Origin of the sequence: Bacillus sp. M6-12 (assembly GCF_002860285.1) — a bacterium.
In the GTDB taxonomy this organism is placed as follows: Bacteria; Bacillota; Bacilli; order Bacillales; family DSM-1321; genus Peribacillus.
The window spans coordinates 51853-64005 of the sequence record NZ_PGVF01000011.1 but is presented as its reverse complement, the minus strand read 5'-3'; the positions used below and the strand labels follow the sequence as shown (position 1 = coordinate 64005).

General features: G+C 41.6%; 13 protein-coding genes and 1 riboswitch. Of the genes, 4 read left to right on the top strand and 9 right to left on the bottom strand.

The window, feature by feature from the left end; genetic code table 11:
- Positions 1-58: 58 nt before the first annotated feature.
- Positions 59-157, bottom strand: a riboswitch (SAM riboswitch).
- 224 nt (positions 158-381) lie between these two features.
- The 4 genes from CVD28_RS13650 to CVD28_RS13640 form a co-directional block, all read right to left on the bottom strand.
- A complete protein-coding gene (locus tag CVD28_RS13650; RefSeq protein WP_101592923.1) occupies positions 382-1038 on the bottom strand; it encodes an MOSC domain-containing protein in 657 nt (218 codons plus the stop codon).
- A 179-nt stretch (positions 1039-1217) separates the two neighbouring features.
- Positions 1218-1295 (bottom strand): putative holin-like toxin, encoded by a 78-nt coding sequence (locus tag CVD28_RS29295; RefSeq protein WP_374702534.1) that lies wholly within the window; start codon positions 1293-1295, stop codon positions 1218-1220.
- A 172-nt stretch (positions 1296-1467) separates the two neighbouring features.
- Positions 1468-1959 (bottom strand): DinB family protein, encoded by a 492-nt coding sequence (locus tag CVD28_RS13645; protein WP_101592922.1) that lies wholly within the window; start codon positions 1957-1959, stop codon positions 1468-1470.
- Between the two features lie 225 nt (positions 1960-2184).
- A complete protein-coding gene (locus tag CVD28_RS13640; protein WP_101592921.1) occupies positions 2185-2451 on the bottom strand; it encodes a phage holin in 267 nt (88 codons plus the stop codon).
- Between the two features lie 485 nt (positions 2452-2936).
- On the opposite strand from CVD28_RS13640, the gene mscL reads away from it, so the two are divergent.
- The gene (gene mscL / locus CVD28_RS13635) at positions 2937-3389 is read left to right on the top strand and encodes a large conductance mechanosensitive channel protein MscL (RefSeq protein ID WP_101592920.1); all 453 of its coding nucleotides are present in this window, start codon (positions 2937-2939) and stop codon (positions 3387-3389) included.
- Between the two features lie 201 nt (positions 3390-3590).
- On the opposite strand, the gene CVD28_RS13630 is transcribed toward mscL, so the two are convergent.
- Both CVD28_RS13630 and ku read right to left on the bottom strand, forming a co-directional pair.
- On the bottom strand, positions 3591-4286 hold the full coding sequence (locus tag CVD28_RS13630; protein ID WP_101592919.1) for a phosphatase PAP2 family protein: 696 nt from the start codon (positions 4284-4286) through the stop codon (positions 3591-3593).
- Between the two features lie 122 nt (positions 4287-4408).
- Positions 4409-5260, bottom strand: a complete 852-nt coding sequence (gene ku, locus CVD28_RS13625) for a non-homologous end joining protein Ku (RefSeq protein ID WP_101592918.1) — start codon at positions 5258-5260, stop codon at positions 4409-4411.
- Between the two features lie 178 nt (positions 5261-5438).
- Here ku and CVD28_RS13620 point away from each other — a divergent pair, with 178 nt between their 5' ends.
- Together CVD28_RS13620 and CVD28_RS29290 are read left to right on the top strand one after the other, a co-directional pair.
- On the top strand, positions 5439-7283 hold the full coding sequence (locus CVD28_RS13620) for a DNA ligase D (protein WP_101592917.1): 1845 nt from the start codon (positions 5439-5441) through the stop codon (positions 7281-7283).
- A gap of 22 nt (positions 7284-7305) precedes the next feature.
- Positions 7306-7617 (top strand): Lrp/AsnC family transcriptional regulator, encoded by a 312-nt coding sequence (locus tag CVD28_RS29290; RefSeq protein WP_101592916.1) that lies wholly within the window; start codon positions 7306-7308, stop codon positions 7615-7617.
- Between the two features lie 53 nt (positions 7618-7670).
- Here the strand turns inward: CVD28_RS29290 and dapF are convergent, their stop codons facing one another.
- Positions 7671-8657, bottom strand: a complete 987-nt coding sequence (gene dapF / locus CVD28_RS13610) for a diaminopimelate epimerase (protein WP_101592915.1) — start codon at positions 8655-8657, stop codon at positions 7671-7673.
- Between the two features lie 96 nt (positions 8658-8753).
- On the opposite strand from dapF, the gene CVD28_RS13605 reads away from it, so the two are divergent.
- Entirely contained in the window at positions 8754-9044 is a 291-nt protein-coding gene (locus tag CVD28_RS13605) for a hypothetical protein (RefSeq protein WP_101592914.1), read from the top strand.
- 84 nt (positions 9045-9128) lie between these two features.
- On the opposite strand, the gene CVD28_RS13600 is transcribed toward CVD28_RS13605, so the two are convergent.
- On the bottom strand, positions 9129-10388 hold the full coding sequence (locus CVD28_RS13600; RefSeq protein WP_101592913.1) for an EAL and HDOD domain-containing protein: 1260 nt from the start codon (positions 10386-10388) through the stop codon (positions 9129-9131).
- Positions 10389-10784: 396 nt separating this feature from the next.
- A complete protein-coding gene (locus CVD28_RS13595; RefSeq protein WP_101592912.1) occupies positions 10785-12086 on the bottom strand; it encodes an NCS2 family permease in 1302 nt (433 codons plus the stop codon).
- Positions 12087-12153: the final 67 nt, after the last annotated feature.

The window sequence follows — 12153 nt, the reverse complement described above, 5'->3', positions numbered from 1 at the left end:
ACCCTTAACATAGCCATAAAAAAGGCCTTCATATAGATGAAGGCCTTCGTTATGTATACCCTCATCTATCAAGCAATGCTTGCTGGAATTAGCACCTTGGCTTACGCCGGTTGCTGAGGCTTCAAAGGGCCAGTCCCTCCACCTCTCTCGATAAGATTTTTATTTAATTTTCCGTAAATTCAAAAAAAGATTACATTAAATTTACATGAACCTTGCTTAGAATTCAATACTTTTTTAGAAAATAGGAAAAAAACTTGCAAGAGAAAAGGAGCTTCAGAAGCGGTTTTCGCAGAATTCTGTCGATGCAGACATGTTTGTAACGCTATTTGTAAAAAAACAGAACCAATAAACCCATTAAGCAGGGCCTAATAGGCTTTTTCCTTATGCTTCAGTTATTGATACAAGCTTTTTCCGTTTCTTTTCAAGATTCTTGCGCCACACTGCAGCCAAATATTCCATTTCGAGAAGCTTATCAATACCGGCAAGCCCATCCCGGCCTTGCAGCAAGATTTCGTTCGCATAAAGGATGCTAACTTTATTCTGCTTCCTATCCATCAAATGAATGGTTTGCCCGGACTTTATGGTTCCTTCAGCAAGCACCCGCCCAAAGTACCCTGTAAGACCTGTTTTTAGCACAGAATCCAAAAACTCTGGTACTCCGTTGTTATGAGATATCTTTGCACACGGCACGCGGCCCTGGGTGATCTCAACGATTGCGTCGCCTATCCGGTAAACGTCCCCAACAAAGACCTCCTCTTCCTTCATTCCTTCTGCTAAAACATTTTCACCGAAAGCCGGAAGTGGCAGTTGCTTCCCCCATTTTGCTTCCCAAAAGCCGTAATGCTCGATTGGATAAAAACAAATCGCCCGGTCCGGTCCCCCATGATGTACTTTGTTGGCTACTTCGTCCCCATTGAAACCGTTTATCGTAAGAAACGCCTCAGCAACTGCCGGTCTTTTGAATGCCGTCTCAATCGTTGCTGTTTCATAATGTTCCTGTCTTGGCTTTCCAACATGCAGTGAAACTATTTTTCCCATACTCTTCCCCCGCTCTCCGTGACATATTAATAAACTTATGGTATTCTTTAGTATAAATGGAGCTTAATAAAAAGGCCGTAAATGTTGCAGCATTTACGGCCTGCAGATAGACGTTCCCTCAGGGGACCGGCCTATTGTCGGCGAATAGACCTCTCCCTCAATTTACAGTCAAGGGAGGTCTATTTTTTGTTTTGAAAGGATAAAACGGCTATCATTAGCGTCGCGAAGGAAAACATAGCCATTAATGCTTCAAACATTGTCATAGGCATCACCCCCTCTCCGGGGTAGCCGACCGCCCTTGGGGATAATCTTCTGCAATTCTATTATATCATATCCGCCCACAAAAACGAACAAGTGTTCCTTATGTTGCGAAAAAGTGACTTTTTCCCTAAATTTGGTTCATAAAAAATAGCTTTATGTGAGACAGCATTATGGCAGCTGCTTCGGTCCGCTTGCTTTTTCTTGTAAAAATTCTTCTATTTGACGTTTATGGTGCTGGTCATGCTCTTCAAACCCTATTATGTATTTTCTGATTGTAATAGGATTGCTCCCAAAGCTTATCTCACAATCTAGCACTTCAGCAGGCAGGCTTGTTAATAAGGCAGCAATTTGCGAACGGCTTTCTGTAAACAAATTAATGATTGTTTCCCTGCTCGCTCCTGATTTTGCAAACTCGGAAGCGGCTTGGTTCATCAGTTCCACATCCGGCTTAACAAAATCCTTCTCCCCGCTGAGAAACTTTTGAAGCCTCTCTTCCAAAATGAATTTTTCCCAATAATAAAAATGGCTTACGATTTCGCCAATCGACCACTTGCCTTCTTTAATGGGACAAAGCCACAAATCGGCTGGGATATCTTTAAGGCTGATAACGAAAACATTGAACTGTTCATATTTCTCTATCCAGGTTACTTCATTCTTCATACTTTTATCCTCCTAACCCCTCCCTATTTTACCTTAATTTGGTATTCGGTCGCAAGGTAAAACGGGACTCCATTAACCACTTTTAACTATATGAGACATATCACATATTCTATTAAAAAGGTTAGTGTAGAGATTTAATCTATATAGGAGGCAATAAAAAGCTGCTTTTTAGCAAAAGGGACCATTCAAATTGTCTTCACGACTTTTGAAATGGTCCCTTCATTATTATTTCGGTTCTTTATATGACTGTGCTTGCTTACTGTCAGAGAATCCTTGTGTGGTCGGATCCTGTACAGCAGTTATAGTGGCCATGACACCGAACACTGCGTTCACGACTGCCAGTACCCATCCTTTTATTTCTTCTGTCAATTGAAAGTCTGTAAGGCCAATCGCATTTGCTCCAACCAAAAGGACTTCAGCAAGAATAAAAAGCTGTGCAAAGAATCCAGTCACCCATAAACGGTTTTTAAAGCGTACTCCCCAGTTGATCATCTTAATACCTCCTATTGTTGCGGCGGGGATAGTATAAGCAGCATCCCGCCTTAATCTGCTGATGTGAACAGACTTGAACCCCCATTCGCATTTTTGTTTTGCGTGCGGGTGGTTTTGTCCTAATACAGTATAGTTAGTAACATATTTTTCGTTCATATAAAGGTCACTATGAGTAAAAAAAAGGCGATTGCCTTTTTAATTAAGAAGGCTTAAAATACAGACTTTTCAGAAAAAAACTGTTAAATGATTGCATGTTCACAATTGGAATGGTAGAATGTATGCACAATATATAGTCGTAACACCCACGAGTTCGCCTATATATTGATTGATCACTTTAGTGTTTCCTCTTCTTTCGCTCATAATAGGGCGATTTTTTTTGCACAAAAAATCCGGTGTCAGCAGTTTACAGTGGCATGCTGCTTTACTTTAAATGAAATTTCGATTACAAAGGAAGGTATAACTTTAAGTGTCAGGAAGTGATAATTGTGTTTGGGGAATTCAAAAAATTCATTATGCGTGGGAACGTAATTGATCTCGCGGTCGGGGTTATCGTGGGCGCTGCCTTTAGTAAAATAGTCTCCTCGCTTGTCGATGATATATTAATGCCCCCAATTGGACTGATTATCGGAAAGGTGGATTTCAGCGATTTATTCATCAGCCTTTCAGGGGAGAAATTTTCTTCACTTGCGGATGCCAAAGCAGCAGGCGCAGCCACTTTAAATTACGGATTATTCTTAAATAACATAATCAATTTCTTAATCATTTCGTTTGCTATTTTCATCATTGTGAAACAAGTTAACCGGATCCATAAAAAGGAGAAACCAAAATCTCCCGTGAAGAAAACCTGTCCGGAATGCTTTTCAGATATCCACCTTGAGGCGAAAAGATGTCCATCCTGCACCAGCTATCTTGCTGAACCAACCGGAGAATCGGTTTAGGTGCTTTAAGTGGTTCTATTGAAAAACTTTTCTTCTGTGAAGAAAGATAATTTGGTGAAAATGTGAATTAATTCCGCGAAAAAAATTTATCTCCGTGAAAAGGCGACTTACTTCAGTGAAAACAAAATTAAGTCCCTGAAAAACTGGTAAATGCGGCCGGCTCATATGTTTGGGCCGGCCGCATTTTTTTATATCTTACAATCAAGTCCTGATTCTTTCCGCTTTAAGAGTAAGCCGCTTTTGTCTCTGATATTCATACACCAGCAAAGCAAGTCTGCAGAGTGTGAGCCATGCAGCACCCGCAGCAAACCCGGCGACTACATCACTGGGATAATGGACTCCGAGGTAGACCCGGCTCACTCCAATCAGCAGAATCAGAAGCATGGCAATAAATCCGGCAGCTGCCTTATAGCTCTTTTTGTTTACAATCTTTATGATAATAATTGCCAAAGTTCCATACAGAACCATTGCCCCCATAGAATGGCCGCTGGGAAAACTAAAGCCGTGTTCCCGTATGACGGGAAAAATATCAGGACGCTCTCTTTGAAAGATTTTTTTTAGCATCTTATTGAATATGGCCCCCAGGCCGGAACTCATGGCAAGATAAACTGCTAAATTGACACGCTTATTGGCCAGCAACAATATGGATGAAAGTACAACAGCAATCAAAATCCAGTCATAAGATCCTAAATAGGTAATGGCCAGCATATAAACCGTCAGCTGCTCTGATATAAAGCCTTGAATATATCCAATAATATTTTTATCGAACTTAATTAATTCTGCCTTTTGAATTTCCTCAGCCAATTCCATAAATGTTACTACATAAGTAAGGAACAGTATCAGGATGGCAATAGAATATATTATTTGTTTCTTCGTTTTAGATTGATAAAAATGCATTACAAATCACCATCTGTGCTGGGCTGTTTTGTTTGTTATATACCTCATGCTTCCGGCTGCTAAACAGTCTAAGTTTTTCACTGTGAGCATGAGCTGAAATAGGAAGAAAATTCCAGTCCAGTTTAAGCTTCTTTCCCGACTACCTTTTTGCGCGTAGTTCTTTTCTTAGCTGCTGGCTTTTTCGCTGTTGCTGTCGCCGGCTTTGTCTTATCAATAGAAGCCTGAAGAGCTGCCATAAGATCTGTAACTTTTGAAACGGCAGGTTCTCTTTCCTTCGGTGTAACCGCTGCAACACCATTTTTCTTAGCTTCAATCAGTTCAAGAAGAGCAGTACGATAGTCATCATTGTACTTTTCCGGATCAAAATCAGTTGTTAGCTGATCAATCAGCATAATCGCTGTAGAAATTTCTTTATCTGTAACCTGATCGGCAGATGGGATGTTCGGTACATCAACGGCTGATCGAACTTCATCAGGGTAATGAATTGTTTCCATCAGAAGTGTATTGTTATAAACACGGACAACAGCCATTTGCTCTTTAGCCCGGATTACGATTTTTGCAAGCCCTACTTTTCCTGAATCCTCCAAAGCTTTCCTTAGCAGGGAATAGGCTTTTGAACCGCCGTCATTTGGTGACATGTAATAACTGCGGTCAAAATAAATCGGATCTATTTGGTCTATTTTCACAAAATCAATGATTTCTACTGCTCTAGTCTCATTCTCTTGTTTGAGCATTTCTAAATCTTCATCCTCTAGAACGACAAATTTGCCTTTTGTATACTCAAAAGCCCGGACAATATCTTCCTTTCCAACAGGTTTATCGCAGATAGGACAAACCTTTTCGTACTTAATCGGAGAGTGGCATTCTTTATGCAAGGTACGCAGTGATATATCTTTATTTTCGGTTGCGGCGTGAAGCTTGATCGGAATATTAACCAGCCCGAACGATATGCTTCCCTTCCAAATAGTGTGCAAACCCTTCACCTACTTTTTTTCATTAGTTTGGCTAAGCTGGACGATTACACTCCAGAAAACTTTTGGGAATAAACGCAACATTTAGCCGATTTTGTCCAGACTATTATCGAGAATGAATAATCAGTCTGGTTTTAGGAATGTGTTATTAAAACTGCAGCATAGGAAAGTGGGATTTGTAATGAAACCAATGCTTCCAACACCTTCTTCTGTTCCTCCAATGGGGGCGCAATGGACTTATGAGGTGAAATACGACGGTTTCAGGGCCATCCTGACCGTTGGCCAAGACATGGATGTGACCTTAATCAGCAGAAACGGAAAACAGCTGGTTGATATATTTCCGGAAATCTCATTTTTTATAAAAGAAAACGCAGAAATGCTTGCTGATTTAGTGCCTTTTCAACTGGATTGCGAGCTGGTCTGGCTTTCCAGTCCCTTCAGCTCGGATTTTTCTGAAATCCAGTGGAGAGGCCGGCTTCGGGCAAAACACAAGATTGACGAAGCCATGTTACTGTCCCCCTGCAGGCTGATTGCTTTTGATTTGCTTGAAATTAAGGGAAAGCCTGTAACAGCTTCAACATATACAGAACGAAAAAAGTTGCTCACAAATTTCTTCCAGGAAACAGACTGGGCAGCTTTTCCAGATCCGCTTTGTGATGACCTCATTCAGCTCGTCCCAGCCACAAAGGATTTTTCTGCTTTGATGGAGCAGATTATTTTGTATGACGGGGAAGGAATCGTTGCCAAGCAAGACAATGGCACTTGGGAGGAAGGAAAAAGGACGGCCTCCTGGTTAAAAGTGAAGAACTGGAAAATGGCTGCCTGTTTTATTACTGCGATGCATAAAGAAAACGGCTATTTTTCCCTGGGAGTGTTTAAAGACGGCGAAATCATTGAAATTGGCCAGGTAAAGAATGGGATTCCGCCACATGAACGAAGCACGCTTGCCGGGGTTGTGCGAGAAAATTCATATAGCGAGGATAGCATGTACCATTATATCCACCCTTCAATTTGTCTTGCGGTAAATTTCTTGCATGTTTATGACGGGCAAGAGCTGCGCGAACCGCAGTTCAAGGAATTCCTTATGGATACGAGGCCTGAAGATTGTACCTGGGAGCAATTTTGCACAAGCCAGTACACGTTTCCTGAGTCTGTAAAAATTACTTCTCCGGACAAACCGATATGGAGGATAGGACCGGAGATTTTTACAAAAATAGAATATCTCCATTACCTTAGACAGATTTCTCCCTGGTTTTTGCCGAACTTGGAGAATAGGATGGCAACGTTAATCCGCTATCCCCATGGTGCTGGCAGTGAGCGTTTTTATCAGAAAAATGTTCCTGAATACGCACCAGATTTTATTAAGACCTATGTAGAGCATGATATTGAATACATTTTAGTTAATGACATGCAGACTTTGCTGTGGCTCGGAAACCAGCTTGCCATTGAATTTCATGTTCCATTCCAAAAAGCAGGCAGAGTGACTCCTGATGACATTGTCCTTGATCTTGACCCGCCAACCCAGGAACAATTCGGCCTGGCTGTAAAAGCTGCTTTAGAAATTCGCAAGATTACCGATTCACTTAGCCTGCACACATTTATTAAAACATCTGGCAACAGAGGTCTTCAGGTATATATTCCTCTGCCCATCAATACGTTTACATACAGTGAGACAAGGAAATTCACTGATTTTCTGGCCGACTTTTTAACGAATAAGTTCCCGGATGATTTTACAATCGAAAGGCTTAAGAAGAACCGGGGAAATAGGCTGTACCTGGATTTTGTACAGCACAGTGAAGGAAAAACGATTATCGCTCCCTATTCACCAAGGGGAAACGAGTTCGCCGGTGTAGCAGCACCTTTACATTGGGACGAGGTGAACGAGGGCCTGAATCTTGCAGACTATAATGTGTATACAGTCCCTAAGCGGCTTCGCACAGCAGGTTGTCCTTTTGCCTTAATGGAAACTGCAAGAAGTGAGCAGCCATTTTCAGAGATCATAAATTTTCTAAACAGAAAGGGTTAGAAGGCTAGAAAGTGCAGGAGTCATTGAGGGGTATTCGATTAAAATCAACCATAAGAAATCGGGTCTCTCCATCAATTGCATTCTAGAAATCACCGTCACAAATGAGAATTATAAAAGCTTCCAAGTGAAAATTCAATCAATGCCTAAAATTGAGTTTTGCTATCGAATCGCAGGTAAGGCTTGCTATATTGCAAAATTAAAAGCAGTTTCCCTGGAGGAAGTAGAGGAGTTTATCAATGCATTGATGCCCTTCGCTTGCACAGTCACCCATATTATATTTTCCGAGGTTAAGATAGATCATTCCAACAAAAGCGTTTTGAATCAGGACATTTAGTACAGCATTAAAAAGGCGGACATCCGATCATCTGGGAGTCCGCCTTTTTAATGCTATTTCAGATGTGCTGCCACATATTGCTTTGCATACTCCTGCAGCTTGGCATATTGGCTGATTTCTTCTTCAAAAACTTCTTTGTTAATAAGCTTGAAATTCTTATAGTCTTCCGGGTCGGCTTCAATGACTGCCTTATATTCATATGTCCCATTCCCGATAAGGTCGATAGAGAAACCTCCATCCTTTTGATGGACCATACATTTCACCATACCGCCGTCATTATAAACAGATATCTCTGTTTCCGCTTCATTTAAGCCATTAAGGCATGTTACAAGACTGGAAGCACTCATTGCCGTTCCGCATGCATTAGTAAAACCAACCCCGCGTTCAAAGGTCCTCACGAAAATACTGCCTTTTTCCAGCTCATGGACGAAACTGACATTTACTCCGTCAGGGAACAGTTCATTCGGGCCGTTTACCCTTGTAGAGATATCCTTCTGAACGGACGACTGAAGAATGTCACTATCCACAATGGAAACAAGATGAGGATTAGGAACAGCCAGCGCTGTAAAGACCAAGCTGTCAGAAAGCTCATCAATTCTCTCATTTTCCAAAGTTTCCGTGGTGAGATTTAGTGGTAAATCTTTAACATCGAACGATACTGGAGAGATTTCGACCTTAAAGGTTGGAATGCCCTTAAAAATTTCTTCTGTTTTTTCAACAGCCAAGTCAGCCTTCATTGTTTCAATGATTAATTTAGTTTTGTTAAACTTATCGGAAGCGTACCTGGCGACACAGCGTAGACCGTTTCCGCACATAGAGGCTTCAGATCCATCCGTGTTAAACACTCTCATTCTGGCATCAGCCTGTTCACTTGGCATGACGAACAGAATCCCGTCTGCACCGAGCTCGCTGTTACGGCTGCATAGAGCAATAGCAAGGCGGCTTCTTTCATCATCATTAAAGGCAATTTTCGACCCCATCTCGTCAATGATAATGAAATCATTTCCAGAGCCATGGCATTTCACTAATTCAATATTCATCTGTATTACTCCCTGTCTGCTAATCTTTTTGCTGTTTGCAGCTTTAAATCCATCTATAATAATTGATAATAGCATCATGCCAAAGGAAGTGCCAACGTGAAAGTTTATTCAAAATGGAAAAAGTCTGTTTACTTATTTAATTTCTTTGTAACAGATATTGTTGAACCTGCGTCAAGTTCTGATTCAAAGCACGCCGTTGTCAAAACCTCTATCCATTCGGCTTCAGGCAAGGAAATCTGGTCGGGCCATATCAGGGTATCCTTCAATGAATTCGGCATTTTTCCGCTGCCCGGAGACCTGCAGGCGGTCGATGGCCCGGACTCAATGAAAAAGACGCTGATGATCGAACTTCGCCGCTATATCAAGCCACAGTGGCGATTTTTATAAAAGTGATACCACACAAAAATGGCTGGCTTCGAAAAGGAAGGATAGCCAATCGGCAAAACCAAAAATTGAGATTGAGACATGTTTTTAAAGAGAATTGCTGGCCACTCCCCTGTTTTCTATATTGAGCAAAAGGTTTGCCCAGTCCAGCGATTCCTTATAGTAATTAAATACATCAGCTTCCGTTATATTTAAGCCAAAGCATTTATTCTCAATTCCGTCCCAGTTTGCTTGCTCGACATCTATAACCAAATCGAGTATGTTTCTAAGTAAGTTTTGTTCCCCAAGCAGCGCCTGCGTAATGTCCTCATGGAGCGGCAAATCCTTTAACACGGCTTCCATTGGCAATGAGAGGATCGTGTCCATAAGCGAAAACATCCCAGTCATGAAATACCCAGCTCCTACAGCCGTTTTTTTCAGTTGCTTTCCAATGCTTTCACACATTTTCCCCCGGGCCAGGCAAATATGTATTGTTTCTTTAAAGCTTTTTGGCCTATCTCCTGTCATTTCCCTGACTGACAATACGTATATCCATTTTTGAATTTCAATTAATCCGAGCAGAACAATTGCCTGCCGGATTGAATTAATTTTATTTCTTGGACGAAACGCCGGTGAATTTATTAATTTCAATAATTTATAAGAAAGGGATAAATCCTGTTCAATCAGTTCTGCTATCTCAGCAATGCTTGGCTCGGCCATCGACAGATTCTGGATGATTCCGTAGTAGGAATGAAAATAGGTAGGAACATCATGTGTCGACACAATAACCGGCTTGGAAAAGAAATATCCCTGGAAGTAATGGTAACCGCTTTTTCTCGCTTCCTCGAACTCAGCTCGGGTCTCAACCTTTTCAGCAAGCAGCTCTAAATGCAGCAGTTTGCCGTAAGACTCAATCTTTCTTCGGGTTTCACTGCTGGAGTTTCGGAAGTCGACCTTAATAATATCAGCAAAGCGCAGCAAATGCTGCGAATAAGGGTTATTCTCGTTAAACACATAGTCATCAAGAGCGATTCGGTAGCCTAGAGATTTTAATTCTCTGCAAATTTTTAAAAGTTCTTCGTTTAGCGGGACAGACTCCAATATCTCAACCACAATATCGCGCGTGCGGAAATACGTTGGCAGCCTCAGCTGCAGCAGTTTTTCCGTAAAGTTGATAAAGCATGGCTTTCCGTTAGAAAGCTGGTCTATGCCTATATTTAGAAAACTATTTATAATCACATCAGCAGTGGCATGGTCATGATTAACGCTGTTGTAAGAATTCACAATACTGCTTCTATATAAAAGCTCATAAGCATGAACTTCTTCCCTGCGATTAAAAATAGGCTGCCTGGCTACGAAAACTTCCATAAAAAAACCTCCACCAAAATCACAACTTTCGAACTATTGCTGCCATTTTACCCTATAAACATTTTATTTTTTGTCGAAATTTGAAAAGTGTCAAAAAAAATGTCTGTTAATATCTCCCCATTCCGGTGTAAGTTAGGGCTAATACACATTTTATATACTGGTTTACAGAGAATGTTGCATTTTAGCGAGGGCTCTGTTTAAACTTGGCTGCTGATTGCAGCGAGAGGCGCTCCAATCAACATAGCGGCAGCATCAATAATGAGCTTTAATATGTCCTAACTGAAATAACCCAATCAAGAGCATCAAATAGCAGTTCATAGAAACTAGCCTATTTTACTAAATGCAAAAAAGCATAGCGCAGACAGAAATCCTGTCAGCACTATGCTTTACGTAAAGTTAGCCCATTATATTCACAAAGAAATTGGCCAGAAACAATCCTGCTATGATATACATGATAATCGATACATCTTTTCCTTTGCCAAGCGTGATCTTTAATAACGGGTACACGATAAACCCGATTGCCATTCCATCAGCAATGCTGTAAGTAAAGGGAATGAGCGTGATGGTCAGAAAGGCTGGAATGGCTTCCGAAAAATCCTTCAGCTCTAAATTCTTAATGTTTTGAAGCATCAAAATCCCGATGATGATTAAAATCGGAGCAATGGCGCTATCCGGTATTATTTTTATCAGCGGAATGAAGAAGATGGATGCTGCAAACAAAACCCCAGTTGTTATGGCAGTCAATCCTGTACGTCCCCCAGAAGCTACTCCTGCTGCCGTTTCCACGCTTGCTACCGTAGGACTGGAACCGAAAATTCCGGATAAAAGGACTGATAAGCCGGTAGACTGGAACGCCTTTTGATATAATTCCGGTTTTTTGATGCTGTTCACATGTCCATGTACAAGGCCAATGTTCTCAAACACCAATACCATTGTTAATGAGAAAACCGCAGTCCAGAACGGAACGCCGGCTGCTTGTTCAAACGAAAAAGCTCCGAAGACTTCACCGTATGCCTTAAAATCGGACTGCTGAAACGATAGCTGAGAAAGGTCTAGTGTTCCAAGCCCATAAGCAATTCCGCAGCCCGCTATGATAGTGATTAAAAAATTCCCGCGCACATTTCTGATAAAAAGAATAAACGCCACCAATACCGTAAGAATTGAAGCGATTACTTGCGGCTGGCTGAAATCTCCGAGCGCCAGAATCGTCGCTTCTCCCTTTACCACGATTCCTCCCTTTTCAAGCCCGAGCAAAATTAAAAATAAACCGAGCCCAACCGTGATCGCTTCTTTTAAAGAATCAGGTATCGATTCGCTAAGCAATATTGAAAACCGGCTAAAAGACAGGAACGTGAAAATCAATCCGGAGACAAAAACTACACCGAGCGCCGATTGCCAGGAAAGTCCCATGCTATGCACCATAGTGTAAGAGAAGAAAGCGTTTAGACCCATTCCTGGAACAAGGATAATCGGAACATTCGACCAAAAGCCAACCAAAATACAGCTGACAGCAGATAAAAGGACTGTTGCCAGAATCGCCCCCTCCATGGGGATGCCGCCCTCTGACAGTATCAGACCATTCACCACTGCTATATACACAATCGTAAAATAGCTGACGAAACCGGCAAGTACTTCACGCCCGGGGCTTGTGCCGCTCTCCGTTAACTTGAATACCCGCTCTAATAATGAATTTTTCATGCTGCACCTTATTTAATGTATCCCTCTCCCACCCGTTTGTTTAAGTGACAAACCACACCTTGTGATT

Bases quoted from the DNA above. Each gene is read 5' to 3' on its own strand.
- dapF (WP_101592915.1), bottom strand. From the start codon at position 8,657: ATGAATATTGAATTAGTGAAATGCCATGGCTCTGGAAATGATTTCATT.
- CVD28_RS13595 (WP_101592912.1), bottom strand. From the start codon at position 12,086: ATGAAAAATTCATTATTAGAGCGGGTATTCAAGTTAACGGAGAGCGGC.
- CVD28_RS13600 (WP_101592913.1), bottom strand. From the start codon at position 10,388: ATGGAAGTTTTCGTAGCCAGGCAGCCTATTTTTAATCGCAGGGAAGAA.
- CVD28_RS13640 (WP_101592921.1), bottom strand. From the start codon at position 2,451: ATGATCAACTGGGGAGTACGCTTTAAAAACCGTTTATGGGTGACTGGA.
- CVD28_RS13620 (WP_101592917.1), top strand. From the start codon at position 5,439: ATGAAACCAATGCTTCCAACACCTTCTTCTGTTCCTCCAATGGGGGCG.
- CVD28_RS13645 (WP_101592922.1), bottom strand. From the start codon at position 1,959: ATGAAGAATGAAGTAACCTGGATAGAGAAATATGAACAGTTCAATGTT.
- CVD28_RS29295 (WP_374702534.1), bottom strand. From the start codon at position 1,295: ATGTTTGAAGCATTAATGGCTATGTTTTCCTTCGCGACGCTAATGATA.
- CVD28_RS13630 (WP_101592919.1), bottom strand. From the start codon at position 4,286: ATGCATTTTTATCAATCTAAAACGAAGAAACAAATAATATATTCTATT.
- CVD28_RS13650 (WP_101592923.1), bottom strand. From the start codon at position 1,038: ATGGGAAAAATAGTTTCACTGCATGTTGGAAAGCCAAGACAGGAACAT.